The 25,614-nt window shown below is 64.8% G+C and carries 25 protein-coding genes; 12 read left to right on the top strand and 13 right to left on the bottom strand.

Going from position 1 to position 25,614, the window contains the following annotated elements:
* Positions 1-4: 4 nt before the first annotated feature.
* Positions 5-1,339, top strand: a complete 1,335-nt coding sequence (locus P6U28_RS11435) for an ABC transporter substrate-binding protein (RefSeq protein ID WP_122403539.1) — start codon at positions 5-7, stop codon at positions 1,337-1,339.
* A gap of 79 nt (positions 1,340-1,418) precedes the next feature.
* On the opposite strand, the gene P6U28_RS11430 is transcribed toward P6U28_RS11435, so the two are convergent.
* Positions 1,419-2,408: a zinc-dependent alcohol dehydrogenase family protein gene (locus tag P6U28_RS11430; RefSeq protein ID WP_407122242.1), complete on the bottom strand. Its 990-nt coding sequence runs from the start codon at positions 2,406-2,408 to the stop codon at positions 1,419-1,421.
* Positions 2,409-2,511: 103 nt separating this feature from the next.
* Between P6U28_RS11430 and P6U28_RS11425 the strand changes: the two genes are divergently transcribed.
* Both P6U28_RS11425 and rnd read left to right on the top strand, forming a co-directional pair.
* Positions 2,512-3,411, top strand: a complete 900-nt coding sequence (locus P6U28_RS11425; RefSeq protein WP_407122241.1) for a LysR family transcriptional regulator — start codon at positions 2,512-2,514, stop codon at positions 3,409-3,411.
* A 353-nt stretch (positions 3,412-3,764) separates the two neighbouring features.
* Positions 3,765-4,913, top strand: coding sequence for a ribonuclease D (rnd, locus tag P6U28_RS11420; RefSeq protein ID WP_122403542.1), 1,149 nt, complete (start codon positions 3,765-3,767; stop codon positions 4,911-4,913).
* A 153-nt stretch (positions 4,914-5,066) separates the two neighbouring features.
* On the opposite strand, the gene P6U28_RS11415 is transcribed toward rnd, so the two are convergent.
* The 5 genes from P6U28_RS11415 to P6U28_RS11395 form a co-directional block, all read right to left on the bottom strand.
* A complete protein-coding gene (locus P6U28_RS11415; protein WP_407122239.1) occupies positions 5,067-6,449 on the bottom strand; it encodes an aspartate aminotransferase family protein in 1,383 nt (460 codons plus the stop codon).
* Positions 6,450-6,646: 197 nt separating this feature from the next.
* Entirely contained in the window at positions 6,647-6,814 is a 168-nt protein-coding gene (locus tag P6U28_RS11410; RefSeq protein WP_407122238.1) for a hypothetical protein, read from the bottom strand.
* 30 nt (positions 6,815-6,844) lie between these two features.
* Entirely contained in the window at positions 6,845-7,408 is a 564-nt protein-coding gene (locus P6U28_RS11405) for an isochorismatase family protein (protein ID WP_122403544.1), read from the bottom strand.
* 25 nt (positions 7,409-7,433) lie between these two features.
* Positions 7,434-8,054, bottom strand: a complete 621-nt coding sequence (locus P6U28_RS11400; protein ID WP_407122235.1) for a GNAT family N-acetyltransferase — start codon at positions 8,052-8,054, stop codon at positions 7,434-7,436.
* Positions 8,041-8,658 (bottom strand): hypothetical protein, encoded by a 618-nt coding sequence (locus tag P6U28_RS11395; RefSeq protein ID WP_407122234.1) that lies wholly within the window; start codon positions 8,656-8,658, stop codon positions 8,041-8,043. The genes P6U28_RS11400 and P6U28_RS11395 overlap by 14 nt, the downstream gene beginning before the upstream one ends.
* Positions 8,659-8,729: 71 nt before the next feature.
* Here P6U28_RS11395 and P6U28_RS11390 point away from each other — a divergent pair, with 71 nt between their 5' ends.
* A complete protein-coding gene (locus P6U28_RS11390) occupies positions 8,730-9,770 on the top strand; it encodes a LysR family transcriptional regulator (protein ID WP_407122233.1) in 1,041 nt (346 codons plus the stop codon).
* A gap of 18 nt (positions 9,771-9,788) precedes the next feature.
* Here P6U28_RS11390 and P6U28_RS11385 read toward each other — a convergent pair whose 3' ends face one another.
* Positions 9,789-10,952 carry an autotransporter outer membrane beta-barrel domain-containing protein gene (locus tag P6U28_RS11385; RefSeq protein ID WP_407122232.1) on the bottom strand — a complete coding sequence of 388 codons (1,164 nt, stop codon included), beginning with the start codon at positions 10,950-10,952 and terminating at the stop codon, positions 9,789-9,791.
* 378 nt (positions 10,953-11,330) lie between these two features.
* Between P6U28_RS11385 and P6U28_RS11380 the strand changes: the two genes are divergently transcribed.
* A complete protein-coding gene (locus tag P6U28_RS11380) occupies positions 11,331-11,537 on the top strand; it encodes a cold-shock protein (RefSeq protein WP_122403548.1) in 207 nt (68 codons plus the stop codon).
* An 80-nt stretch (positions 11,538-11,617) separates the two neighbouring features.
* On the opposite strand, the gene purN is transcribed toward P6U28_RS11380, so the two are convergent.
* Together purN and purM are read right to left on the bottom strand one after the other, a co-directional pair.
* Positions 11,618-12,271 (bottom strand): phosphoribosylglycinamide formyltransferase, encoded by a 654-nt coding sequence (gene purN, locus P6U28_RS11375; protein WP_162500304.1) that lies wholly within the window; start codon positions 12,269-12,271, stop codon positions 11,618-11,620.
* On the bottom strand, positions 12,271-13,344 hold the full coding sequence (gene purM / locus P6U28_RS11370) for a phosphoribosylformylglycinamidine cyclo-ligase (RefSeq protein ID WP_122403550.1): 1,074 nt from the start codon (positions 13,342-13,344) through the stop codon (positions 12,271-12,273). The genes purN and purM overlap by 1 nt, the downstream gene beginning before the upstream one ends.
* A gap of 157 nt (positions 13,345-13,501) precedes the next feature.
* Here purM and P6U28_RS11365 point away from each other — a divergent pair, with 157 nt between their 5' ends.
* From P6U28_RS11365 to ppx, 4 genes are all read left to right on the top strand, one after another.
* Positions 13,502-14,044: a CDP-alcohol phosphatidyltransferase family protein gene (locus tag P6U28_RS11365; RefSeq protein ID WP_025035876.1), complete on the top strand. Its 543-nt coding sequence runs from the start codon at positions 13,502-13,504 to the stop codon at positions 14,042-14,044.
* A 108-nt stretch (positions 14,045-14,152) separates the two neighbouring features.
* On the top strand, positions 14,153-14,830 hold the full coding sequence (locus tag P6U28_RS11360) for a DnaA ATPase domain-containing protein (protein ID WP_122406708.1): 678 nt from the start codon (positions 14,153-14,155) through the stop codon (positions 14,828-14,830).
* 154 nt (positions 14,831-14,984) lie between these two features.
* Positions 14,985-17,177 carry an RNA degradosome polyphosphate kinase gene (locus P6U28_RS11355; RefSeq protein WP_162500305.1) on the top strand — a complete coding sequence of 731 codons (2,193 nt, stop codon included), beginning with the start codon at positions 14,985-14,987 and terminating at the stop codon, positions 17,175-17,177.
* A gap of 15 nt (positions 17,178-17,192) precedes the next feature.
* Positions 17,193-18,695: an exopolyphosphatase gene (ppx, locus tag P6U28_RS11350; protein WP_122403551.1), complete on the top strand. Its 1,503-nt coding sequence runs from the start codon at positions 17,193-17,195 to the stop codon at positions 18,693-18,695.
* A gap of 248 nt (positions 18,696-18,943) precedes the next feature.
* Here the strand turns inward: ppx and P6U28_RS11345 are convergent, their stop codons facing one another.
* The gene (locus tag P6U28_RS11345) at positions 18,944-19,804 is read right to left on the bottom strand and encodes a TerC family protein (RefSeq protein ID WP_122403552.1); all 861 of its coding nucleotides are present in this window, start codon (positions 19,802-19,804) and stop codon (positions 18,944-18,946) included.
* 44 nt (positions 19,805-19,848) lie between these two features.
* Entirely contained in the window at positions 19,849-20,271 is a 423-nt protein-coding gene (gene ndk, locus P6U28_RS11340; RefSeq protein ID WP_035715388.1) for a nucleoside-diphosphate kinase, read from the bottom strand.
* A gap of 314 nt (positions 20,272-20,585) precedes the next feature.
* Between ndk and P6U28_RS11335 the strand changes: the two genes are divergently transcribed.
* From P6U28_RS11335 to P6U28_RS11325, 3 genes are all read left to right on the top strand, one after another.
* The gene (locus P6U28_RS11335) at positions 20,586-20,840 is read left to right on the top strand and encodes a sulfur globule protein precursor (protein ID WP_122403553.1); all 255 of its coding nucleotides are present in this window, start codon (positions 20,586-20,588) and stop codon (positions 20,838-20,840) included.
* A gap of 126 nt (positions 20,841-20,966) precedes the next feature.
* Positions 20,967-21,227 (top strand): hypothetical protein, encoded by a 261-nt coding sequence (locus P6U28_RS11330; protein WP_129142925.1) that lies wholly within the window; start codon positions 20,967-20,969, stop codon positions 21,225-21,227.
* Between the two features lie 46 nt (positions 21,228-21,273).
* Positions 21,274-23,136, top strand: a complete 1,863-nt coding sequence (locus P6U28_RS11325; RefSeq protein WP_407122230.1) for an ABC-F family ATP-binding cassette domain-containing protein — start codon at positions 21,274-21,276, stop codon at positions 23,134-23,136.
* A gap of 26 nt (positions 23,137-23,162) precedes the next feature.
* On the opposite strand, the gene P6U28_RS11320 is transcribed toward P6U28_RS11325, so the two are convergent.
* Positions 23,163-24,053, bottom strand: a complete 891-nt coding sequence (locus tag P6U28_RS11320) for an alpha/beta fold hydrolase (RefSeq protein ID WP_407122228.1) — start codon at positions 24,051-24,053, stop codon at positions 23,163-23,165.
* A 197-nt stretch (positions 24,054-24,250) separates the two neighbouring features.
* Entirely contained in the window at positions 24,251-25,570 is a 1,320-nt protein-coding gene (locus P6U28_RS11315; protein ID WP_122406710.1) for a 2-hydroxycarboxylate transporter family protein, read from the bottom strand.
* Between the last annotated feature and the right edge of the window lie 44 nt (positions 25,571-25,614).

Here is a 25,614-nt window from a genome sequence, read left to right as displayed (position 1 = left end):
TCCGATGCTGTTCTCCCGCAGGCTCATGCTCGGCCTTGCCGTGGCAGGCTCACTGGCAGGCGCCGTCGCCTTCCCGGCCCTCGCCGGCGAAGGCCCGACCGAGATCGACCTGTTCTTCCCCGTCCCAGTCGACGGCAAGCTCGCCCGCGACATGGGCACCCTGATCAAGGAGTTCAACGAGACCCATCCCGACGTCAAGGCGACCGCGGTCTACACCGGCTCCTATGACGACACGCTGATCAAGACGCGTGCCGCGATCAAGGCCGGCAAGCCGCCGGCCGCCGTGATCATGTCGGCAAACTTCCTGCTCGACATGCAGATCGAGAACCAGCTCACCAATCTCGACGGCCTGATCGCCGCCGACGGCACCACCAAGGAGAAGTTCCTGGGCCAGTTCTTCCCGGCGCTGCAGGGCAACGCGGTGATCAACCGCTCGGTTTACGGCGTGCCGTTCCACAATTCGACGCCGCTGCTCTACATCAATGCCGACAAGGCCAAGGAAGCCGGCCTCGATCCGGACAAGCCGCCGCAGACCTGGGCCGAGCTCACCGACTGGGCCAAGAAGCTCACCAAGCGCGATGGTGACAAGGTGACCCAATGGGGCATCGCGATCCCCTGCGCCTACGACTATTGCGGCTGGATGATGGAAACGCTCACCATGAGCAACGGCGGGCGCTACTACAACGAGGAGTTCGGCGGCGAGGTCTATTACGACACGCCCTCGATGCTAGGGGCGCTCACCTGGTGGAACGACCTCATCGCCAAGCACAAGGTGCATCCGCCCGGCGCGACGCCCGGGCCTGCCGTCAGCACCTCCTTCATATCGGGCAATGCCGCGATGATGATGCTGTCGACGGGCTCGCTCACTTACGTGCGCGACAACGCCAAATTCGCCTACAAGGTCGCCTTCATCCCGCGCAACGTCCGCAACGCCGTGCCGATCGGCGGCGCCTCGCTGATCATGCCGGCTGGGCTCGAAGCCGACAAGCAGAAGGCGGCCTGGACGCTGATCAAGTGGATGACCTCGCCCGAGAAGAGCGGCTGGTGGAGCCGCGCCACCGGCTACTTCGCGCCCAACGTGGCCGCCTACAAGACGCCCGAGATGGTCGAATTCCTGGGCAAGAACCCGGACGCCAAGACCGCCGTCGAGCAGCTCGAGGTCGCAAAGCCGTGGTTCGCGACCTACAAGACGGTCCCGGTGCGCAAGAACCTCGAGGACGAGGTGATGCTGGTGCTGAACGGCAAGAAGCAGCCGAAGGAAGCCCTCGCCGCCGCGCAGAAGGCCGCAGACGAGACACTCAGGCCGTACAACGCAGAGACCTCGCTGAAGCTGCCGTAAGGCCGGCTGCCCGTGGCACAAACAAACTTCGGCGCTCCGTCATGCGGGGCGCCGAATGCGTTTTTGAGAACGCGCGTGATTAGATCATTACCACGATCTTGCCGAACTGATTGTTCGATTCCAGGAAGCGATGCGCCTCGACGATGTCCTCGAAGCGAAACGTCCTGGCGATGATCGGCTTCAATGTGCGGTCAGACAACCCGTCGACAATGAACGCCTTTGCCTTCGCAAGGCGCGCGGGATCGCGGACGATCTCGTGCACGAGATAGCCGCGCAGCGTCAGGCTCTTGCCGAGTACGTTGGAGAGCGGGAACGGCGTCGGCGCGGGACTCAGGCCGCCATACTCGATCAGGATCCCGCCCGGCGACATGACCGCGGTCAGTGGCTCGAATGCGGGACCACCGACGGCATCAAATACCACGCGGACGCCCTTCGAACCGGCGATCTCCAGCAGTCGCGCTCCGACAAGCTCCTCGTCCGAGGCAACAACGTGGGCGGCGCCGGCATCAAGCAGGGCCCGCCGCTTGATCGAGGTCCGCGTCAGGGCAACCGGGACAGCGCCGATCCGGTTCGCAATCTGGATTGCCGCGAGCCCGACGCTGCTCGATGCCGCCGTGATGGCAACGATGTCCCCTGGTCCAAGTCCGGCGATGTCGACCAGCGCGCCATAAGCCGTCAGATATTGCATCCACACCGCGGCCGCAGTCTCGAAGCCAAGCTCGGGCGGATGCTTCACGATGAGTTCGGCCGGAAAGGTCGCGAGCTCGGCGTAGGCTGGCCATCGCACCATCGAAAGCGGCGGGACGATGCTCACGACATCGCCTGGCACAAAACCGGTCACATCATCCCCGACCGCTTCGACGACGCCTGCCGCCTCCAGACCCAGCCCCGACGGAAATGTCGCGCTCTCGATATAGGTCCCTCTTCGCAACAGGGCTTCGGCACGGTTGAGACCGAGTGCTCTGACCCGGATCTGCACCTCGCTCGTTGCCGGCGACGGGACGTCGACGGTCTCGATGCGCAGCACTTCGGGACCACCATGCTGATGAAAGCGAACGGCGCGGGCCATGGATGCACTCCAAAACAGTTGAACTGAATGGAGCTATGCCGGCCCGGAGCAAGCGGATAAATCGCTTAGCCAAGTAAACAGTCGAAACCAGGAGTTTTCAATCATGGACCGCCTGACCAGCATGGCCGTATTCGTTAGGGCCGTCGATCTCGGCTCGTTCGCGGCTGCCGCCGACGCCTTGGAGATGTCGGGGCCGATGGTCGGAAAGCATGTGCGCTTTCTCGAAGACCGCCTCGGCGTTCGCCTGCTCAACCGCACCACGCGGCGGCAGAGCCTGACCGAGGCCGGCCAGGCCTATTACGAGCGCTGCCGCGCCGTACTCGCCGAGGCGGACGCCGCCGACACCGTCGTATCCGACGCGCGCTCCGAGCCGCGCGGCAGGCTGCGCGTGACCATGCCTGCCCTGCTCGGACGGCATTGCATCGCGCCCTTGCTGATGAAGCTCGCGCGAAAATACCCGCATCTCGAACTCGACCTCTCTTTCGGCGATCCGATCGCTGACATCATCGAGGCCGGCTATGATCTTGCGATCCGGACCGGCGATCTCGACGACCAGTCCGGCCTGATCGCGCGGCGGATCGCAAGCCAGCGCATGGTGGTGTGCGGCGCGCGCTTGTATTTGCGCAACCACGGCAGGCCGAAATCGATCGACGATCTCGCCGCGCATCAGGCGATCATCTATCGCCGCTCGGGGCGCGTCCGGCCGTGGCTTTTTCCGCAGGAAGGCGGGCCGCCGCGCGAGATCATGCCTGCAGGCAGGCTGAGGCTCGACGATCTGGAGGCGATCGCCGATGCCGCCGTGCAGGGCATGGGCCTCGCCTGGCTGCCCTACTGGCTGGTCCGCGAGCGCCTCGACACTGGCGCACTGGTCCGTCTCTGCAGCGATCAGCCGGAATTCCTCTACGAGTGCCACGCGCTGTGGCCCCGTTCGCCTCGGCTGCCGCCAAAGGTCCGCACCGCCGCGGACACTCTGGCTGCGGCTCTGCCGAAGCTGATGACGTGACGGTCACCCTTTCCGGCATTAACCCCTCGTCCACCATCCGGCGGCCGACACGGCCGGTAACCACGAGAATTAACAGACCCTCAACATACCCCCGACAAATCTATCAATGTTTCTGGAGATTTCGCCGTGGATCTGTTGGTTTTCGAGTTCCTGGGACTGGCTCTGGTCGCCATGTGCGTGATCGTGGTGGCGCTGCCCTGCGCGCGAAAACCCTCGCAGCGGGTCCGTTATGAATAGGAATTTGGTCGGAAAGTCCCGGTTCCTGTCGGATGCAAGGCTTGAATTCGCTTAGAGCCCCTTGACATCACAGCACTTTCGGCAGAACGGCTGATATTAAGTGTCATGGGCCGTTCATGGATTTGATTACCACCACCGCTGACCTCGCGGCTGCCTGCAGCCGGCTGGCCAAGCACCCCGTCATAACAGTCGATACCGAGTTCCTGCGCGAGACCACCTATTACCCGCTGCTATGCGTGGTGCAGATGGCCAGCGCCGAGGAAGCCGTGGTCATCGACGCCCTGGCCGAGGGCATCGATCTCAAGCCGTTCTTCGAGCTGATGGGCAATGAGGGCGTGCTGAAGGTGTTTCACGCCGCCCGCCAGGACATCGAGATCATCTGGCATCAGGCGGGCATCATCCCGCATCCGGTGTTCGACACCCAGGTTGCCGCGATGGTGCTCGGCTACGGCGACAGCATCGCCTATGACGCGCTGGTCGAGAAGGTCACCGGCCACCGCCCGGACAAGACTCATCGCTTCACCGACTGGTCGCGCCGGCCGCTGACCAAGGAGCAGATGCATTACGCGGTGTCCGACGTCACGCACTTGCGCGACGTGTTCGCGGCGCTCGATGCGGATCTCAAGAAGCGCCGCCGCAGCGAATGGGTCTCGATCGAGATGGAGGTCCTGACCTCGCCCCGCACCTATGATTTCCACCCCGAGCGCGCCTGGGAGCGGCTGAAGACGCGGGTGCGCAAGCCCAAGGACCTCGCGGTGCTGATGGAGGTCGCGGCCTGGCGCGAGCAGGAGGCGCAGAGCCGCGACGTGCCGCGCGGCCGCGTGCTGCGCGACGAAGCCATCACCGACATCGCGACCCACGCGCCGACCACGCTGGAGAAGCTCGCGCATCTGCGCTCGGTGCCGAAGGGATTCGAGAAATCCAAATGGGGCGCGGACATCGTTGCCGCAGTCGAGCGCGGGCTGGCGCGGGATTTCTCGAAGCTGCCGAAGCTGGAGAAACCGCGCAACAACTCCAACGGCGCCGCCATCGTCGAGCTCTTGAAGGTCTTGCTGCGGATGACCGCCGAGCGCCATGCGGTCGCAAGCAAGGTGATCGCGACCGTCGACGATCTCGAAGAGATCGCGGCGGACGATGAGGCCGACGTGCCGGCCTTGCACGGCTGGCGCCGCGAGCTGTTCGGAGACGCCGCGCTGAAGCTGAAGCGCGGCGAGCTGGCGCTTGCGATCGAGAAAGGCCGCGTGATCGGGGTGCAGCGGGCGTAGGGCTCGCCGCCTCCACATCGTCGTGCGAGCGTAGCGACAATCCAGACTGCCTCCGCGGAAAGACTCTGGATTGCTTCGCGGAGCCTGGCATCGGGCCGCGCTTCGCGCGGACCCGTTGGCTCGCAATGACGGAATTTGACGCGATAGCGTGCCCTACGCCGGTGTCAGCTTCGCCACTTCCGCCTTCATGTCGTTCAGCACGCCTGAGATCGCAGCGACCAGCTCGTCGATCTGGCCCTTGGTCGTGATCAGCGGCGGGCAGATGGCGATGGCATCCAGCATGTTGCGCGAGATCACGCCGCGCTCCTGGAGCATGCGGCTGGCAATGCCGCCGACAGCGCCGGGCGTCGCCGCTGCGGTCTTGCGTTCCTTGTCGAGCACGAGCTCGAGCGCTGCGATCATGCCGACGCCGCGGACCTCGCCGACCAGCGGATGACTGGCGAGCTCGCGCAGCTTGCCCTGCATGTAGCCGCCGAGCTCGGCCGCATGCGCGACAAGGCCGCGCTCCTCGATGATCTTGAGGTTTTCGAGCGCGATCGCCGCGCCGACGGGATGGCCGCCCGCGGTGAAGCCGTGGCCGAGCACGCCGATCTTGTTGCTCTCGTCCGCGATCGGCTCGAACATGCGATCGTTCAGCATGATCGCCGACAGCGGGAAATAGCTCGAGGTGATCTGCTTGGAGACCACCATAGCGTCCGGCTTGATGCCATAGGTGTCGCAGCCGAACATCTTGCCGGTGCGGCCGAAGCCGCAGATCACCTCGTCGGCGATCAGCAGGATGTCATACTTCTTGAGCACCTTCTGGATCTTGTCCCAATAAGTCGCCGGCGGCACGATGACGCCGCCAGCCCCCATCACCGGCTCACCGAAGAAGGCCGCGATCGTATCCGGCCCCTCCTTCTGGATCAGGGCGTCGAGCTCCTCGGCCCGGCGCGTCGCGAACGCCTCCTCGCTCTCGCCGGGCGCGCCGTCCTTGTAGAAGTGCGGCGAGCCCGTATGCAGGACGTTCGGCAGCGGCAGGTCGAACGAGCGATGGTTGTTCGGCAGGCCGGTGAGGCTGGCCGATGCAATGGTGACGCCGTGATAGGCGCGCAGGCGGCTGATCACCTTCTTGCGCTGAGGCTGGCCGAGCGCATTGGAACGATAGGCGATCAGCTTCAGCACGGTGTCGTTGGCTTCCGAGCCGGAATTGGTGAAGAACACCTTGCTCATCGTGACAGGCGCGAGCGCGACCAGCTTCTCCGCGAGGTCGATCGAGGGCCCGTGCGATTTGGCGGAGAACGTGTGGTAGAACGGCAACGCCTGCATCTGCCTGTACGCTGCCTCGACCAGCCGCTTCTCGTTGAATCCGAGCCCAACGCTCCACAGGCCGGCCATTGCTTCGAAATAGCGCTTGCCCGTCGCGTCGAAGACATAAGGCCCCTCGCCGCGCTCGATCACCAGGGGACCGGCCTGCTGATGCGTGCGCGCATTGGTGTAGGGATGGAGCTGGTAGGCCACATCCCGGGCCTCTTGCGAATTGGGCAGCATGGACATTTGCGAGATCCTTAAAAGCGTCACGTCGCAGGCATAGCCGGCGTCATCACTCGATGATCAAGATACTTGGCTCAAGATACTTGGCTCAAGATACTTGGCTATTGCGACAGCGCAGAACTTGCAACGTCAATGTGCAGGCAGCAAGCGCTCAGCAGCGTTGCACAAAGCAGCACGTGACAATTGCGCTGGCTCAGCCCTCACGCCGCGCCGTGGTCGTCCCCATCGTCGCTGGCGGCAGCGGCCTCCCTCGCCTCCACCAGCGCCATCGAAAAATAGACTGTCGTAGGCAGCCCAAGCCTGCGCGCTCTCTCGGCGGCACGCGACAGATCGCCCGCCAGCTCCTTGAGCTCGTCTCCCCGTGACAATCTCTCACCCCATCCGCCGGTTGCGGCCGCCTACACCGCAACGGCGCCGCTGGCTTTGATCAGCTCGGCGCAGGATCGGATTGTAGCAAAATTCGCGATGACATTCACTACGGCACGCCTGTAGGCGGCGGCATCGTCTGCGCCCGGCTGCCGGCAAGCCACGGCGTCAGTGACCACCTGGTAGCGATGACTGCGGTGAAACCCGTCGACGGCGGTGGCCAGGATGGTCTCGTCCAGGGAAAAGCCGATCAGAATGCACTGCGTGGCGCGGATACTGGACATATAGTCTACAAACCGCGACGAGCTGTAGGCGGACGGCAGCGGGTGCTCGAACGTCATCTCTCCGGGCCGCGGCTTGGTCTGTGCGATCCAATCGGTCAGTCTGGACGCCGGATTGAACCAGGCCGCCTGCGCGATGCGCTTCAGATGCATCACTGGCCACAGATTGCCGCGCCACAGCGTCAGGAGTTCCAGGCAACGCGCCGTCGCCGCATCACCGTCGAGGATGACGTGGCGGCGACCGGGGGTCAGGTACTCGACCTGAAGATCCGCGCAGACCAGGATCGGCGGATCATCGTGGATGGAAGCCAGCATTTTGTTGCGCGCAGCTGCATCCGTTTCAGCGATCGACGAGTGCGAGGTCCCGCAGCGGCGAGGTCACCGCCCGCCCCGCTGAGGCGTCGAGCACGCCCGGCCGGTCCCAATCGCCCTCGGGACGGATGATCACGTAAGGGTCGCTGTCCAACGTGATGGCGTCCGGCCCGGGCTCGATCTCGAGCAGCATCTCCGTGTAGGAGAAATCCGAGAAGGTGATCTTGCGGTTGTGACCGAGCGGCTTGGCGCCGAAATGGGCCCAGAAATCGACCAGCCGGTCCTGCGCCTGACCATAGATCTTGCGAAAGCCCTTGCGCTTCACATAGTCGACGCTCGCCTGTACCAGCTTGAAGGAGACGCGCGAACGCCGGTATTGGTGCCGCACCGCGAGCCGCTCGACCTTGGCGAAATCGCCGAAGAAGCGGACCCGCAGGCAGCCTGCAGGCTCGTTGCCGACGTAGCCGATGAAATGCGCGGCGACCATGTCGTTGCCGTCGAACTCCTCCTCGAACGGACAATCCTGCTCGGCAAGATAGACCGCCGAGCGAATGGCGGTGACCAGCATGAGATCGCTGGGATCGCGCGCGAGGCGGATGGTGATGGCGCGGGAGTCGGGCTTGGCGAGGGGAATCCTAGTGCCGTGCATCTGCAAAGCTCCTTGCTTGGATGATCGCGCCGGGCATGCGCATCGGCTGCCGATGCCACGGGCGCTCGTAGCACCAAAGGTCGGGTTGGAAACTCGGCACAGGCGTAAAGCCTGTCGCTTTCATGATTTCGCGTCCGGCCACCGTTGACGGCTGCGCATAGCAATCCGCGCTGCGAAACCTTATCTGGCGCAGGTGAGCCGCGGCCTTGCCGAGACCGGCGATGCCGCGGCCGGTCGCCGCGATCGCCCAGATGTAGATGGCAGCGACGTCTTCGTTCGCCGACGCGAGATAACGCGTCTCGGGCGCGGTGAGGCAGATCTCATCGAGCAGCAGCGCATCGTGTCCGCGGTCGTTGAGAAACAGGAAGGCCATGCCGCCGACGAGTCTACCTTTCCGGCTGAACGTCAGAATACTCTGAGGATCGAGAGTGAAGTATCTCGCAAGCTCCACTGCGCCGATCTGCACGCCCGGCACGAGCCGGTACGCCATCTCCGAAAGCGCCGCAATTTCGGAAAATTGCGCACAGCGGACGTCGACTTCCGGGCTCAGCGGCAAGGCATCGAAATCATGCCTTGGGGCAAACGAGCCCCTTTCCATACTCATATCACGCCTCTATCGTTCGAGGCTTTCATGCCCCGCTATGCCCATGAGCTTAGCGGCTGGGGACCAGGAGTATGCAGCAGTTATTGCACCGGGGTGCTGCGATCATGCAGCACCGTGAAGAAGCCCTGGGCGCGTCCTGGGACGATTTGAAGCTGTTTTTAGCGTGCGCGAAATATAAAAGTTTTCGTAATGCCGCCGAAGAACTCGGGCTCACCTCCACCACTCTGATGCGCCGCATCGACCGGCTCGAAGAGAGCATCGGGTGCAAGCTGTTCCTGCGCGACCAGAGCGGACTGACGCTCAGCGATGAAGGCACCGCGATGATCGCCGACGTCACGCATATGGAGCGTCATGCCTTCAACGTTTTCCGCCGCGCCTCGCGATCGTCGAACGACACTTCGGGCACCGTGCGCGTCGCGGTGACGGAAGGGCCCGGCAATTTCTGGATCCTGCCGCGACTGATCGATTTCCAGAAGACCTACCGCAAGATCACCGTCGACCTTCGCTGCGCCATGGAGCAGGCTGACGTCGCGCGGCTCGAATCCGATATCGCGATCCAGCTCGAGCCGCCGACCAATCCCGATCTGATTGTCGCCAAGCTCGGCCGCCTCCACATCTATCCCTTCGTCTCCAAGGAGTACGAAAGCCTCTACGGTGTGCCGGCAACGCTCGCCGAATTGAAGAACCACCGCATCATCAAGCAGAGCGCGCCGCAAGTCGACGACGGCGCCTATGCCCGCGTGCTCGGATTGCAATCGCTGGAAGGCATCGTTGGGATCAAGACCAACTCCTCGGTCGGCGTGCTCTATGCGGTGGAGCGCGGCGCCGGAATCGGCTTCCTGCCCACCGCGTCGATCGCGCTCGGTGCGCCGCTCGTTGCCGTCGATCTCGGCGTCAGCCACCACGCCGATCTCTGGCTCACCTATCACAAGGAGTTCCGCACTTCCGAGCGGCACAAGATCGTGGTCGACTGGCTGAAGAAGATCTTCGATGCCAGGACCTATCCCTGCTTCCGCGACGAGTTCATCCATCCGAACGCGCTGGTGCCGATGATGACGGCCGCGCGCGAGGGCTTTGGATTGGCTGGCTATGTCGCGGCAACGCCGACGTGAGCGCGGGCGAGCTTCAGCTCACCATTTGTATTCCAAGCCGACCGTGCCCTGGTGCGAGGTGAGCTCGTTGCGGAACTTGCCGTCGTAATTGACGTAAAGGCGTGCCACGTTGGTCAGGCTGAGCGAAGCCGAGGCACCGGCATCCACGCCGTAACGGCTCTCGCCGATGCCGGGCACGATGATGTTCTGGGCGCCAAGGCTGACCTGAATGGATCCCAGGTCCTGGTGGAAATTGTCCACGAACTTGCCGTAGGCGGACAGGTCCAGGACTTTCTGGTCAACAATGAAATAGCGGCCGATCTCGGCCCCGACCATGATGCGCGCGCGAGAGAGCGCCGTCGAGCCGACGTTGAGCGGATCGAGCCCGCCGGACTCCTGGAACGCTGCGCTGGTGGCGCGGACATATTCCAGCGCGCCCTTGGGCACGATGCGCATCTGGTCCTTGGTCCAGTAATAGCTGATCTCTGTCAGCGCGCCGTCGATGCCGGCGCGATAGCCCGCGGTCGCAAGGCCAAGGCCGGTGTCGCGGCTGGACCGGACCTTGCCGAAGCCGTGCACCACCGCAAAGGCCCAGGTCCATGGGCCCTTGTCGACCGAGCCGCTGAGGCCGAACTGGGTCAGGTCGAGCGTCGCCGATTGCAGCGCCAGCGGCACGTCGATGTCGGTGTGGCTCTGGTCGATGGAGAATCCGATGTTGACGCCGGGTGCGAGCCGTGCGCCGAAACCGGCGACGCCGCCAAAGGTCTTGCGCTTATCGCCGACGAAGTCTCCTTGCGCATCCGTCCGGACCGAGATGCCGTAGCCCTCGAACCAGGTGCGGTAGCGCGGATCTTCCGTGCTCGCCGATGCGCCGCCGCCGCCGGGATTGGTACGGAACGCCCGGTTGAAACCATTCGAGGCCTGGTTACCGAGCCGCTCCAGGAAGCCCGAGCCGAGGTTGAGTGTGCTGCTGCCGGCCGACTGATCGTAATTGGTCGAGGTCGGCGACGGGATCGGGGTCGGCGACGGCGTAGGCGTCGGGGTGGGCGTGGGCGTGGGCGTCGGGCTTTGCGCGAAGCTGGGCGTCGCTGCCGCCATCATCATGACCAGCGCAAACGCCATCGCAATCGCAGCCGCGGTCCGGCGGACGCGGTCCAGCCCGATCGTCTGCCGTGTCCCGGAGAGCTGCGCAGCGCAGCACATGATGATGAATCCCGAAGCAAAGTGGCGGCGCGCAAAAATGCAACACGGTCTGCGGCGCTAGCGGCGATTTGTGCCGAACTGCCACGGAGGGTCAACCGGTTGGCGCATGACGGCCGCGGCTATTGCATCGATTGTGGTTCCGCTGCCACAGGTCGCAAATTGCGCTTGAAGACACCTGGTTCGGTCTTGAAATCGGCGCGCAGCTTGCTAGCCGGCGATTTTCATGTTGCAATATCGGTCACAATCGGAATTGGCCGCTGGGCTGTGCGTTTCGCGACATTGACCCTCAAGACTCGAACAGACTTCCGGAGGCCCGTTTGTGGCGTGGCACGCGAAAAGCGGCCGCGTCTTTTTTATATCTAGCGGAGGAGACGAGCGATGCCGCAAAAGGGCACCGTCAAATGGTTCAACCCGACCAAGGGCTATGGGTTCATCAAGCCGAACGGCGGCGACAAGGACGTGTTCGTCCACATCTCCGCCGTCGAGCGTGCCGGGCTCTCCACCCTCAATGAGAACCAGGTGGTTGAATTCGACCTCGTGGAGAACCGCGGCAAGACATCCGCGGAGAACCTCAAGGTCTCCTGATGCTTCTCTCGGCACGCGAGAGATCATGACGCTGCCCCCGGCTCTGCCGGGGGATTTTGTTTGGCACGACGAAGCGCGCTTCAGCTTACCATCGGCGCAATCAGAAAATTCTCCGACGCCGCACTCCCCGCCGTCCTGCACACATCGCCTTCGATGCAGACCTTGCCGGTCGCGAGCAGCCGCAGCGCCTCGGGATAGATGCGGTGCTCGACCTCGAGGATGCGCTCGGACAGCGTCTCAGCGGTATCGTGGTCGCTGACGGGAACCGCGCCCTGCATCACGATCGGACCGGCATCGGTCTCGGGGATGACGAAGTGCACCGTCGCGCCGGACAGTTTCACCCCGGCGCGCAGGGCCTGACCGTGCGGGTCGAGGCCGGGGAACGACGGCAGCAGCGAGGGATGGATGTTGAGCATCCGCCCGTACCAAGCCCTGGTGAACTCGGCGGTGAACAGGCGCATGAAGCCGCCGAGGCAGATCAGCTCGATGCCGTGCCGGTCGAGCGCGGCCTGCAGCACCTTCTCGAAACCGGCGCGGTCCTTGCCGAACGGCTTGCTCTCGATCACCTCGGTGGTCACGCCGCTCGCCCGGGCACGTTCGAGTCCGGCCGCATCGGCCTTGTTCGAGATGACGAGCGATATCTCCGCCGGGAAATCAGCCGCGCTGGCGGCCCTGATCAGCGCGGCCATGTTGGAGCCGCGACCGGAGATCAGGATGGCGACGCGGCGCCGCATCACAGCGCCAGATCGAGGTGGCCGTTATAGACGACGCGGTGCTCGCCGTCGGCCGGAATCACGGTGCCGAGCTGCGCCACGGTCTCGCCGGCGTCGGTGAAGACCTCGACGACCTTGTCGACCTTGTCAGGCTCGACGATCGCGATCATGCCGATGCCGCAGTTGAATGTGCGCAGCATCTCCAGCTCGGCGATGCCGGCCTGCGCGGCCAGCCATTTGAACACCGGCAGCACCGGCAGGCGGGTGAGATCAATGCCGACGCCGAGATGCTTGGGCAGCACGCGCGGAATGTTGTCGGTGAAGCCGCCGCCGGTGATGTGGGCGAGCCCCTTCACCGCGCCGGTCTCGCGGATCGCACGCAGGCAGGATTTGACGTAGAGCCGCGTCGGCGTCAGCAGCGCGCCGCCGAGCGTCATCACGGGCGCGAACGGCGCCTGCGCCGAGAAGCCGAGACCGGATTGTTCCACGATCTTGCGCACCAGCGAGAAGCCGTTGGAATGCACGCCCGAGGAGGCAAGACCGATCACGGCATCGCCTGCCGCGATGTCCTGGCGCGGCAGCAGCGTACCGCGTTCGGCCGCGCCGACGGCAAAACCGCCGAGATCATAGTCGCCATCCTTGTAGAGGCCAGGCATCTCGGCGGTCTCGCCGCCGATCAGGGCGCAGCCGGACTCGCGGCAGCCCTCCGCAACGCCTGCGACGATCGCGGCGGTGGCCTCCGGGTCGAGCTTGCCGCAGGCGAAATAGTCCAGGAAAAACAGCGGCTCGGCGCCCTGTACCACGAGGTCGTTGACGCTCATGGCCACGAGGTCGATGCCGATGCCGCCATGCAGGCCGGTCTCGATCGCGATCTTGACCTTGGTGCCGACTCCGTCGGTCGCGGCCACGAGGACGGGGTCCTTGAAGCCGGCCGCCCTGAGGTCGAACAGGCCGCCGAAGCCGCCGATCTCGGCATCCGCGCCCGGCCGTGCGGTGGCGCGCACCATCGGCTTGATCAGGTCGACCAATCGGTTGCCCGCGTCGATATCGACGCCTGAATCGGCGTAAGTGAGGCCGTTTTTGCGGTCGGTCATGCCCGATTTCCAGTGGGTTCGCGGCTGGTTACGTCGAATTCCGGGGACGCGCAATGGCTCGCATGGCGCTCCTGCCTATACTATGTAGAGATATCAACCGGTTCAGCCTTCCGAGGGGCCGAATTCGAGGTCAGACCGGGTGCCGGGAAGCGCTTTCGTGAGTATTCCGAACATCATTACCCTGGGCCGCATCATGCTGGTCCCGATCATCGTCTGGGCCATCGTGTCGAGCCAAATGGAGGTGGCGTTCGCCGTCTTCCTGATCGCCGGCATCAGCGATGCCGTGGACGGCTTCTTGGCCAAGCGGTTCAATATGACGAGCGAACTCGGCGCCCTGCTCGATCCGCTCGCGGACAAGGCGCTGCTGGTCTCGATCTACATGGCGCTCGGCATCTGGGGCGCGATCCCGCGCTGGATCGTGATCCTGGTGGTCTCGCGCGACATCATGATCGTCGCTGCCGTGATCGTATCCTGGTTGTTCGACCGGCCGGTCGAGATGAAGCCGTCGAAAGTGTCCAAGCTCAACACCGTGGCGCAGGTGGCGTTCGCAGCCCTGGTGCTGGCGGCGCTTGCCTTCGGCTTCAAGCCGGCCCCTTATGATATCATCCTGATGGGCCTCGTCACCGTCTTCACGCTTTCCTCCGTGTCGCTCTACCTCGTCGAGTGGCTACGGCACATGAGCACGATCGAGGCCAAATGAGGTGAGGATACGGCCCCGCAAAAGGCCAAGTCCCGCAAGATCAAGTCCCGCAAGATCAAGTCCAACCTCTTCAGACGGGCCGGCGGGCCGGCATGGAGCAAAGCAAGCGTGGCAGGCCGCGTTCATCCCCGACAATTGGCGTTTTCACTTCCGCATGCGGAGAGCCTGAGCCGGGACAATTTCCTCGAAGGCCCCGCCAATGCCGCCGCTCTGGGCCTGATCGACAGCTGGCCGGAATGGCCGAACCGGATCATGTGGCTGGCTGGCCCGGAAGGAAGCGGCAAGAGCCATCTCGCCGCGATCTGGGCCGAGCTATCAGGCGCCCGCTCGACCACCGCCAATGCGCTGACTGCCGCTGGCGTTCCCGGCGCGCTCGCCACCGGCGCACTGGTGGTCGAGGATCTCAAGGCCAAGGATTTTGACGAGCGCGCCCTGTTTCACCTGATGAACCTCGCCCGCGAGGACGGTGCCTACGTCCTCTTCACCGGACGCGAGGTGCCGGCCGCGCTGGAGATCGAGCTTCGCGACCTGCGCTCGCGTCTGCGGGCCGTTCCCGTGGTCGCGCTGCTGCCCCCCGACGACCAGCTCTTCCGCGGCCTGATCGTCAAGTTCTGCGCCGACCGCCAGCTCACCGTCGACGAGAGCGTGGTCGGCTATCTCGCCACCCGCCTGGAGCGGTCCTCGGCCGCCGCCCGGCAGGCCGTGGAACTGCTCGACAGCGAAGCCCTGCGGCTCGGCCGCCCCGTCACCCGGATGCTGGCCGCCGAGCTGCTCCGGGACGCCTGACCGGCTCGCGGTCTTCCAGAGCGGCCTGAAACCCGCCTTGACGCGGCGGAGCGGCGGAACATCAATGTCATCGAAACGTCATCGCTCTAACACATGCTCCCGCCGATTTTGCGCGTAAGTCGCAATTGGGCTGAACTGGATGGACCGACTTTTGATGGACTCTGCGCAAGCTGTTGAAACCAAAGAGAAAGCCCCGGAAACTGAGGCCCTGCCGGCGATCGCATCCAGCCCCGAACGGTTCATCAACCGCGAGCTGTCCTGGCTGCATTTCAACCGCCGCGTCCTCGAGGAATCGGTCAATCCCAGCCACCCTGTGCTGGAGCGGGTGCGATTCCTGTCGATTTCGGCGAATAACCTCGACGAGTTCTTCATGGTCCGCGTCGCCGGCATCAAGGCCCAGGTGCGCGAGGGGATTGCCGAGCGCAGTCCAGACGGCCTGACGCCGTCGGAGCAGCTCGCGCTGATCAACCGCACCGTGATCCAGCTCGCTTCCGACCAGCAGGCGATCTGGCGCGATCTGCGCGGCACGCTGGCCGATGTCGGCATCGTGCTGGTCGAGGGCAAGGACGTCACCAGGGCGGAACGGACCTGGATCGAGGACTACTTCCTCAACAACGTGTTCCCGCTGCTGACGCCGCTCGCGATCGACCCCGCCCACCCCTTCCCGTTCATTCCGAGCCTCGGCTTCACCATTGCGCTGCAGCTCACGCGCGCCGCCGACGGCAAGCAGATGAACGCGCTGATCCGCATGCCGGGCAAGATCGACCGCTTCATCCGCCTGCCAGCCGACGGCAAGACCGTCCGGCTGATCTCGCTGGAACAGGCGACCGCCCTGTTCATCAACCGCCTGTTCCCCGGCTACAATCTGCACGGCCAGGGCGCCTTCCGGATCATCCGCGACTCCGAGCTCGAAATCGAGGAAGAGGCCGAAGACCTCGTCCGCCTGTTCGAGACCGCGCTCAAGCGCCGCCGCCGCGGATCGGTGATCCGGCTCGAGATCGACGCCAAGATGCCGGAGGAGTTGCGCAGCTTCGTGCAGCATGCGCTGTCGGCCGCCGACGACGAGGTCTTCCTGGTCGACGGCGTGCAGGCCATGAACGAGCTGTCGCAGCTCACCCGCCTCGACCGGCCCGACCTCGAATTCACCCCCTACGTGCCGCGCCATCCCGAGCGCGTGCGCGAGCATGGCGGCGACATCTTTGCCGCGATCCGGCAGAAGGACCTGATCGTCCACCATCCCTATGAGTCCTTCGACGTCGTCGTGCAGTTCCTGCAGCAGGCCGCGCGCGACCCCGACGTCGTCGCGATCAAGCAGACGCTCTACCGCACCTCCAACAACTCGCCGATCGTGCGCGCGCTGGCGGAGGCCGCCGAGGCCGGCAAGTCCGTCACCGCGCTGATCGAGCTCAAGGCGCGCTTCGACGAGGAGGCCAACATCCGCTGGGCGCGCGACCTCGAACGCGCCGGCGTACAGGTCGTCTACGGCTTCCTCGAATTGAAGACGCACGCCAAACTCTCGATGGTGGTGCGCCGCGAGGGCGGCAGCCTGACGACTTACGTCCATACCGGCACCGGCAACTATCACCCGGTCACCGCGCGCATCTACACCGACCTCTCCTATTTCACCTCCGATCCGACCATCGGCCGTGATGCCGCGCGCGTGTTCAATTTCATCACCGGCTATGCCGCGCCGAGCGATCTGGAAAAGATGGCGGTGTCGCCACTGACCTTGCGCAAACGCATCATCGAGCACATTCAAGGCGAGACCGCGCATGCGCGGCACGGCCGGCCCGGCGCGGTCTGGATGAAGATGAACGCGCTGGTCGACCCCGACATCATCGACGCGCTCTACGAGGCCTCCCAGGCCGGCGTCCAGGTCGAGCTCGTGGTGCGCGGCATCTGCTGCCTCAGGCCCGGCATCCCCGGCCTGTCGGAGAACATCCGCGTCAAGTCGATCATCGGACGTTTCCTGGAACATGGCCGAATCTACTGCTTCGGCATGGGTCAGGGCCTGCCGGGCGCGAAAGCGGCTGTGTATATCTCGTCCGCCGACATGATGCCGCGCAACCTCGACCGCCGCGTCGAGGTGCTGTGTCCGCTGCAAAATCCCACGGTGCATCAGCAGGTTCTCGAACAGATCATGGTCGCGAACCTGAAGGACAACGAGCAGAGCTGGCAGTTGTTGCCGGATGGGTCTTCAACGCGTATGAAGGCCGCGAAGGGCGAGGAGCCTTTCAACGTCCACAACTACTTCATGACTAATCCGAGTCTGTCTGGCCGTGGAAAGTCGCTCAAGGAATCCTCGCCGCGTCGTCTCACGCGCCGGAACGAACGCCATCAATCCTGATCGGGGATTTGCGACGTGAAGCGGCCGCGCAAGCGCGGCTCCAGCGTCGCGGTGATCGACATCGGATCCAACTCGGTCCGTCTCGTCGTCTACGAGGGACTGTCGCGGAGCCTCATCCCGATCTTCAACGAGAAGACGCTCTGCGGCCTCGGGCGCGAGGTGCAGAGCACGGGTCTGCTCGCGCCCGACGCCGTCGACAAGGCGCTGACCTCGCTCAAGCGCTTTCGCGCATTGTGCCGCGTGATGCAGGTCGGGCGCGTGTTCGCGATTGCGACCGCGGCCTGCCGCGATGCCTCCAACGGGCCCGACTTCATCGCCAAGGCCGAGCGCATCTGCGCGGTGAAGATCGAGATCCTGTCGGGCCCGCGCGAGGCGCGGCTGTCGGCGCTCGGCGTGATCTCCGGCATTCACCTTCCCGACGGCATCGTCGGCGACCTCGGCGGCGGCTCGCTCGAGCTGATCGACGTGCGCAAGAACGCCGTGCGCAGCGGTGTGACGCTGCCGCTCGGCGGTCTCGCACTCCAGGACCTCGCGCACAAATCGCTCAAGCGCGCCGATCGCATCGTGCGCGAGGAGCTCGACGAGGTGCCGCAACTCACCGCGGGCCGCGGCCGCACCTTTTATGCCGTCGGCGGCACTTGGCGCGCGCTCGCGCGCATCCACATCATCCAGAGCGGCTATCCGCTCCAGGTGATGCACGGCTACTCGATTTCGGCCGCCGAAGCGCTCGACTTCTCGCGCCGTCTCCGGCGCCTCGCTGCCGCCAACATGCTTGCCGACATCGAGATCGTCGCCGATGCGCGGCGCCCGCTTCTCACCTATGCGGCGCTGGTGCTCGAGCACATCATCCGCGTCGCCAAACCCAGCAGGATCGTGTTCTCCACCTTCGGCGTGCGCGAGGGCCTGTTGCACGAGAAGCTGCCGGAGACCGAACGCAACAAGGACGGGCTGATCTGCGCGGCCGAGGAGCTGAACCAGTTGCTGTCACGCTCGGCGAAACACGCCCGCGAGCTGATCGCCTGGACCGACCGCCTGGTGCGCGTCGTGAAGTTGCGCGAGACCGAGGAGGACCGTCGCCTCCGCCACACCGCGTGTCTGCTCTCCGACATCGGCTGGCGCGTGCATCCCGACCATCGCGGCGAGCAGACGCTGAGCCTCGTCGTCAACGGCAATTTCGGTGCGATCACCCACACTGAGCGCGCCTTCGTCGGCCTGTCCGTGTTCTACCGCTATGCGGGTCTCAGCGAGGAAAACCAGCCGCCGGCCACCATGCAGGAGCTGCTGACGCCGGCCCAGCTCGAACGCGCCCGCCTGCTGGGCGCGGCATTCCGTGTCGCGCATCTGATCTCGGCGGCGCGTCCGGGCGTCCTCCCCGCCACGCATTTCCGCACTCAGGGACGCAAATTGATGCTGGTGTTCGAGCACCGGCTCGTCGACCTCGTCGCCGACCGCGTCGGCAGCCGCTTCAAGCAGCTCGCCCGCCTGATTGGCCGTGCCGGCTCGATCGTGCGGCGCTGAAGTCCAAAGTGCGAATCCGTCGCGGATAGGCGGCGGCGCCTCGCACCGTCATCACGAAATCATGGTCCACGCTCGGCGGCGGACGTGCCGCGGGAACAGTCAGCGAGTCAATGAAACCGCCTTTATTTTCAGGAGTTTAGAAGGAGATAAGATCCAATTTGGGGAGACCGCGAAGCGCTGCGACGGCCTGACTAACCCCGCGCGGCATCCCAGATTCGCAACCGGTGCGGCACCGGCTGCCGTCGAGATCACTCCGCCGAGGCCTTGGCGTGGCCTTCGGAGGAGTCCAGCTCTGCCTGGATCAGGCTGCGCCGGCGCCAGATCGAGCCGGCCACCAGCACGACCACAACGCCGAGCGCGGCGCAGAGATATTCGCCGCCTCCGCCGCCATGGCCGAACTGCGGCGGGATGTGCAGCGCGCCGAGCATGCTGTCCAGCGAGGCACCGAGCGGGCCGTCGAACAACGTGTGCAGCCTCGGCGCGACCCCCGGGTCGGTCGCGATCACCTCTCCCGCGATCCAGCCGAGCAGCGCCGCGCCGGCCCAGACCAGCACCGGCAGCTTTGCGAGCAGCGCCATGATCAGCGCCGCGCCGGCGACGATTAGCGGCACGCTGATGGCGAGGCCGAGGATCAAGAGCGGCACGCTGCCATTGGCCGCAGCGGCGACCGCGATGACGTTGTCGAGACTCATGACGATATCGGCGACCACGACGATCTGCACGGCCTGCCACAGATGCGAGGCGGACTCGACGTCGTCGCCCTCCTCGTTTTCCGGCACCAGCAGCTTGGCCGCGATCACGATCAGCGCGAGGCCGCCGACGAGCTTGAGGTACGGCAGCTCCATCAGGCTCGCGACGATGCCGGTGAAGATGATGCGCAGCATCACGGCTGCGCCGGCACCGAAGATCATGCCCCAGAGCCGGTGCCGCGGATTGAGGCCGCGGCAGGCGAGCGCGATCACCAGCGCGTTGTCGCCGGAGAGCAGGATGTTGATCCAGATGATCTTACCGACCGCGATCCAGAAGGTCGGTGCGGCCATCTCGTTGCGAAACTGGGTGAAGAATGCCCCGATCGTAGCGGGATCGAAGATCTGCCAGAGCCAGCTCACAATACGTCCTTTCGCTCCGTCGCCTTAACTTGTCAGCTGATCGATCAGCCGACGATCTCGTTGCCCGAGAAGAACTGCGCGATCTCGATCGCGGCGGTCTCCGGCGCATCCGAGCCGTGCACCGAATTCTCGCCGATCGACTTGGCGTAGAGCTTGCGCACGGTGCCCTCGGCGGCCTTGGCCGGATCGGTCGCACCCATCACCTCGCGGTACTTGGCGATCGCGCCCTCGCCTTCCAGCACCTGGACCACGACCGGACCGGAGGTCATGAAGTCCACGAGCTCGCCGAAGAACGGGCGCGCCTTGTGGACGGCATAGAAGGTCTCGGCCTGCTCCTTGGTCATGCGGATGCGCTTCTGCGCGACGATGCGCAGGCCCGCCTTCTCGATCACGGCGTTGACCGCACCGGTCAGGTTACGCTCGGTCGCGTCGGGCTTGATGATCGAGAAAGTGCGTTCGATGGCCATAATCTTGTCCTTCGGGAAGAAAGCGGTGGTTGTCGAGTTGCGGGGCTTATATCGGCGCCTTTGCCGGACGGCAAGCGACCGGCGAAACGGCCTCACAGGCGCTTCGCCGCAGGGATGGGCGCCCCGATTCCAGCTTGGATGACAACAATTTCACCCAGATGAACCCAATCTGAAACCGCCGTCAGGGTTCGGTTCAGCTTCGCCGGCGTAAGTTGAGGCCCATCGAAACCGAAGCCTGATCATCAGGCGGACCGTTTCGGCGGCCTTCTCATCGACGCGGATCACCCCGCGCCGGCAGTATCTAGGAGATCACCATGTTGAGGAAACTTTCGCTTGCCGCGGTCGCCGCGGTCGCGCTGGGTGCCGCGCTGGCGCCAACCTCTGCATCCGCTCACTGGCACGGCGGTTGGGGCTGGCATGGCGGCGGCTGGCACCATGGCTACGGCTGGGGTGGACCGCGTTTCTATCTCGGCGCCCCCGTCTCCTACGGTTATGGCGGCTGCTATGTGCGCCGGCTGGTCCCGACCCCCTGGGGACCCCGCTGGCGGCTGATCAACCGCTGCTACTGAGCCCGTCAGCACCTTCATGAGGGTACCTAAGGCCCCCCAGGTACCTTCCAAGAGAAGCCCCGGCGTTCCCCTCGCCGGGGCTTTGCCTTGAGTCGATAAGACGCCCTTCGCACAATTTTCACGAGAATGCACCATATCCGCGCGGTCAGCGAAACCATTTCGCCGGCAATGACTTGGTACCGTGTCCTTCCTTTGAAAGCACGGAACCTTGCGATGGCTGGGCCTTCTGCCGATGACAACGTACAGATCGACCGGCGCACCAGCCGCTCGATCTGCGATGCCGTGGGCGAGCGGCTCCAGCAGAGCCTCCGGCCCGAACCTCGTCTCCCGACAAATCTTGAGCAGCTCCTGAACGAGCTGCAGCGGCGCGAACGCGAGCCGCATTGACGAAAAAGCGGGTTGCGTTCGACGCGCCTTGCGGTGACAAGGCCGCATGCTTGCGATCACCGACCTCTCCATCCGCCTCGCCGGACGCCTTTTGATCGACCAGAGTTCCGTGCAGATCACGCCGGGATCACGCGTCGGCCTGGTCGGACGCAACGGGACCGGCAAGTCGACGCTGTTCAAGGTGATCCGCGGCGAGCTCGCGGCCGAGCACGGCTCGGTGACCCTGCCGCCGCGCTGGCGCATCGGCAGCCTGGCGCAGGAAGCCCCGAACGGACCCGAAAGCCTGATCTCCGTCGTGCTCAAGGCCGACCTCGAGCGCGACGCGCTGCTCGCCGAAGCCGAGCACGCGACCGATCCGCACCGGATCGCGGAGATCCAGACCCGGCTCGTCGACATCGACGCGCATTCGGCGCCGAGCCGTGCCGCCGCGATCCTCTCCGGCCTCGGCTTCTCCGCCGCCGATCAGCTGCGTCCCTGCGCCGAGTTCTCCGGCGGCTGGCGCATGCGCGTCGCGCTCGCTGCGACGCTGTTCGCAGCCCCTGATCTTCTGCTGCTCGACGAGCCCACCAACTATCTCGACCTCGAAGGCACGCTGTGGCTGGAGGATCACCTCGCGCACTATCCGCGCACCGTGATCGTGATCAGCCACGACCGCGACCTCCTGGAAAGCTCGGTCGACCAGATCCTGCATCTGGAGCGTGGCAAGCTCACACTCTACAAGGGCACCTACTCCTCGTTCGAGGAGCAGCGCGCCGCGCGCGAGCTGCTCGATGCCAAAGCCGTCAAACGCCAGGAGGCCGAGCGCGCCCGCCTGCAGGCTTTCGTCGATCGCTTCAAGGCCAAGGCTTCCAAGGCGCGCCAGGCGCAGTCTCGGGTGAAGATGCTGGAGCGGTTGAAGCCGATCACGGCGCTGGTCACCGAGGATGTGCGCGAGATCAGCTTTCCCGCGCCGGAGAAGATCCTGTCGCCGCCGATCATCGCGGCCGACAACGTGTCGGTCGGCTACGATCCGGCCAGCCCCGTGCTCAATCGCGTCACCTTGCGCATCGACGACGATGACCGCATCGCGTTGCTGGGCGCCAACGGCAACGGCAAATCGACGCTGGTCAAACTGCTCGCGGGACGTCTCGCGCCGTTTTCGGGCAAGGTGACCCGCGCGGACAAGCTGTCGATCGCCTATTTCGCGCAGCACCAGCTCGACGAGCTCAACGAGGACGCCTCTGCCTTCGACCACGTCCGCAAGCTGATGGGCGATGCGCCCGAAGCGAAAGTGCGCGCACGCGCCGGCGCGATCGGCTTCTCCGGCAAGGCCGCCGATACCAAGGCCGGCAAATTGTCGGGCGGCGAGAAGGCGCGGCTGCTGCTGGGACTTGCGACTTTCTTCGGCCCCAACATGATCATCCTGGACGAGCCGACCAACCATCTCGACATCGACAGCCGCGGCGCGCTTGCGGAGGCGATCAACGAGTTTCCCGGCGCGGTGATCATGGTCTCGCACGACCGCTATCTGATCGAGGCCTGCGCCGAGCGGCTCTGGATCGTCGCCGATCGCACCGTGACCAATTACGACGGCGATCTCGACGAGTACCGCCGTCTCGTTCTGTCAGCGCGCAATGCCGAGCCCGCCCCGCGCGAGCGCAGTGCGCCGAGCGAGAAGCCGCAGCGCCCGAAGCCGGACAATCGCGGCTCGCTGAGGAAGCGCATCGCTGAAGCCGAAGCCGAGATCGCCCGCGTCAGCGAGATCATCGCCAAGATCGACACGGCGCTCGCCCTGCCCGACATTTTTACGCGCGACCCCAAGCAGGCCGCGCAACTGTCGAAGGCCCGCGCCAATGCCGCCGACGCGCTCGCGCGCGCCGAGGAGCAATGGCTCGAGGCGAGCGCACAATTCGATGAGGCGGCGGGCTGACCGGTTCGGGGTAGGTGTTCCGCTAATCAGGTGAAGAACCCATTGAGCTGCTCGAGGAGCAGCTCCGGCGCTTCTTCCGGCAGATAATGGCCGCAGGGCAGGCTTCCGCCGCGCACGTCCTTCGCCTTGGCGCGCCATGTGTCGAGCACGTCGTAACTCGACCCCACGACTCCCTTTGCGCCCCACAGCACAAGCAGCGGGCAACCGATTCTCTTGTCGGAATCCGCCTCATCGTGGATCAGGTCGATCCCGGCAGCGGCGCGATAATCTTCGCACACGGCATGCAGCGTCTCGCGGGTGTAGCACCGACGGTACTCTTCGAGCGCAACCGGGTCGATGGCGCCCGGCGTCTTGTTTTGCTTGTTGATATGGGTCTGAAGATAGAATTCGAGATTGTTGCCGATCAAGGTTTCCGGAAGCGGCGCCGGCTGAATGAGAAAGAACCACCACATATAGCGCGTGGCGAACTCCTTGTTCACCTTGGCGTACATCGTCGCGGTCGGCGCGATGTCGAGCATGACCGCCCTGGAGACGGCGTCCGGATGATCAAGCAACAGACGATGCAGAACGCGTCCGCCGCGATCATGGCCGACAGCCTGGAAGCGGTCAAAGCCGAGCGCGCGCATCACTTCGACCTGATCCCGCGCCATTTCCCGCTTGGAATATGCGATATGGTCGGTGCCGCCGTCGGGCTTGCTCGAGTCGCCGTAGCCGCGCAGATCCGTCAGCACCACGGTAAAGCGCTCCGCGAGCTTGGGGGCGATCTTGTGCCAGCACGCCAAGGTCTGCGGGTGCCCGTGCAGCAGCAGCAGTGGCGGCCCCTCGCCTTTCACGAGCGCATTGATCTCGGCGCCGCTGGTCTTGAGACGCTTCTGTTGAAACCCTGGCAGCAGCTTTTGCAGCGCGTTGGTCGTCACGGCATTATTCTCCTGAGCGAAGGTGTCCGGCGCCAAAATGGCCGAACCGAGGGCACCTGTTGTCAACGCGATCGACATCAAATGGCGCCGCGTCAACCCTGTCTCCGATCGATCGGAGCACGATTCAGCCTGTTCGAATTCGAGCATTGCAATTCTCCCCTGCAACATTCGTCCTGCGCGAAAGGCGGCGGTCCGTATCAGGACAGCGACTTCATCAAGAGCGTCGCGATCACGATCATGATCGCGCCGCCGACGCGGGTGGCGATCTGGGCGAACGCCATCAGGCCCATGCGATCCGCGGCGCCGAGAATGGCGACGTCGCCGGTGCCGCCGAGGCCCGAGTGGCAGGCGGTCACGATCGCCGCCTCGACCGGATACATGTTCAGCCACTTGCCGACGAAAAATCCCGACACGATCATCGCCAGCACCGTGGTCGTGCAGATCATGATGTAGCCTGGATTGAAGGAGGCAACGAGCTGCTGCCACGAGACCAGCAGGGTCCCCATCGCCACCAGGATCGCGAAAGTAAGGTTCGTCGACATGAACTTGTTGATCTGATAGGCGCCGAGCTCCATCTCGGCCGGTAGCAACCTGGTCAGCTTCAATGCCACCGCGGCGATGATCATCATGATCGGTCCGGGGATGCCGGTGAGCGGCGCCAGGATCATGCCGAGCACGAACAAGCCGCACGACAGCACCATGCCGGCACCGAGCAGTCCGAGATCGATCGGTCGGTCCGGCCGCGCTTCGCCGAGAATGTCGTCGTCTCCGGTCTTGACCAGCATCCCTCTGCCGTTGAGGTCGGCCCGCATCTCACCAAGACGGGCCAGCAGGCCCGCGCTCACGATCGCGACGACGTTGCCGAGCAGCGCCGCCGGCACCATTTGCGCCACAAGCTCGGCTTGCGACCGGTGCAACATCTCGGAATAGGCGATGGACAGCGGCAGGACACCTTCTGCAAGACCGCCGCCGACGATGGGAATGATGACAAAGAAGAACGTTTCCTTCGGGCTGTGGCCGAACAGAAGCCCGACGGCAATGCCCGCGGCGACGGCCGCGATCGTGCCGACCAGGAGCGGAACGAACATGCGAATGAAGCCCTGAACCAGGACCCGATAGGGCATGCCGAGGATCGAGCCTGCGACGAGGCAGGCGATGAAGAAATACTGGAAGTTGGCGGTTCGGAACGTGGTCGTGATCGCCTTCAAGGCCGCATCCGGCACGAGGCCATAGCTCACCAGGGCCGACGGCACGAACAGGCAGAGGATCGCCGTGCCGCCGATCCGGTTCAGCACCGGAATGGTTTGGCCGAGCTTGCCCAGCAGGAAGCCGAGCAGCATCAGGACCGAAAGGCCACCGATCACGTCGTTCGGCAGCTTGCCGGAATAGACCGCGGTGACGCAGACGAGAGCCGCCGCACCGTAGATGCCGACCGGCAACGGGCCGATCTTGAGACGGGCGAGCTTCGTCGCAACTGCGGTCTGCGGCGCCTCGGCCGCGCGATATGTCGTGTCCACCAAGGGTCCCTCCGCTGTTTATGGTTTCTCGTGGCGAGCGGATT

This window comes from Bradyrhizobium sp. STM 3561 (assembly GCF_045571455.1).
Classification (GTDB): domain Bacteria; phylum Pseudomonadota; class Alphaproteobacteria; order Rhizobiales; family Xanthobacteraceae; genus Bradyrhizobium; species Bradyrhizobium vignae.
The sequence above is the reverse complement of the archived record's forward strand: the minus strand, read 5'-3'. Positions and strand labels throughout refer to the sequence as shown.

What these genes read in the sequence shown, in the direction of transcription:
- P6U28_RS11380 (WP_122403548.1), top strand. Translation starts at nt 11,331, where the DNA reads ATGCCGCAAAAGGGCACCGTCAAATGGTTCAACCCGACCAAGGGCTAT.
- P6U28_RS11325 (WP_407122230.1), top strand. Translation starts at nt 21,274, where the DNA reads ATGCTTGCGATCACCGACCTCTCCATCCGCCTCGCCGGACGCCTTTTG.
- rnd (WP_122403542.1), top strand. Translation starts at nt 3,765, where the DNA reads ATGGATTTGATTACCACCACCGCTGACCTCGCGGCTGCCTGCAGCCGG.
- P6U28_RS11330 (WP_129142925.1), top strand. Translation starts at nt 20,967, where the DNA reads ATGCACCATATCCGCGCGGTCAGCGAAACCATTTCGCCGGCAATGACT.
- P6U28_RS11390 (WP_407122233.1), top strand. Translation starts at nt 8,730, where the DNA reads ATGCAGCAGTTATTGCACCGGGGTGCTGCGATCATGCAGCACCGTGAA.
- P6U28_RS11385 (WP_407122232.1), bottom strand. Translation starts at nt 10,952, where the DNA reads ATGTGCTGCGCTGCGCAGCTCTCCGGGACACGGCAGACGATCGGGCTG.
- P6U28_RS11430 (WP_407122242.1), bottom strand. Translation starts at nt 2,408, where the DNA reads ATGGCCCGCGCCGTTCGCTTTCATCAGCATGGTGGTCCCGAAGTGCTG.
- ndk (WP_035715388.1), bottom strand. Translation starts at nt 20,271, where the DNA reads ATGGCCATCGAACGCACTTTCTCGATCATCAAGCCCGACGCGACCGAG.
- P6U28_RS11395 (WP_407122234.1), bottom strand. Translation starts at nt 8,658, where the DNA reads ATGAGTATGGAAAGGGGCTCGTTTGCCCCAAGGCATGATTTCGATGCC.
- P6U28_RS11435 (WP_122403539.1), top strand. Translation starts at nt 5, where the DNA reads ATGCTGTTCTCCCGCAGGCTCATGCTCGGCCTTGCCGTGGCAGGCTCA.
- purM (WP_122403550.1), bottom strand. Translation starts at nt 13,344, where the DNA reads ATGACCGACCGCAAAAACGGCCTCACTTACGCCGATTCAGGCGTCGAT.
- P6U28_RS11400 (WP_407122235.1), bottom strand. Translation starts at nt 8,054, where the DNA reads ATGCACGGCACTAGGATTCCCCTCGCCAAGCCCGACTCCCGCGCCATC.
- purN (WP_162500304.1), bottom strand. Translation starts at nt 12,271, where the DNA reads ATGCGGCGCCGCGTCGCCATCCTGATCTCCGGTCGCGGCTCCAACATG.
- P6U28_RS11415 (WP_407122239.1), bottom strand. Translation starts at nt 6,449, where the DNA reads ATGTCCATGCTGCCCAATTCGCAAGAGGCCCGGGATGTGGCCTACCAG.
- P6U28_RS11425 (WP_407122241.1), top strand. Translation starts at nt 2,512, where the DNA reads ATGGACCGCCTGACCAGCATGGCCGTATTCGTTAGGGCCGTCGATCTC.
- P6U28_RS11335 (WP_122403553.1), top strand. Translation starts at nt 20,586, where the DNA reads ATGTTGAGGAAACTTTCGCTTGCCGCGGTCGCCGCGGTCGCGCTGGGT.
- P6U28_RS11355 (WP_162500305.1), top strand. Translation starts at nt 14,985, where the DNA reads ATGGACTCTGCGCAAGCTGTTGAAACCAAAGAGAAAGCCCCGGAAACT.
- P6U28_RS11405 (WP_122403544.1), bottom strand. Translation starts at nt 7,408, where the DNA reads ATGCTGGCTTCCATCCACGATGATCCGCCGATCCTGGTCTGCGCGGAT.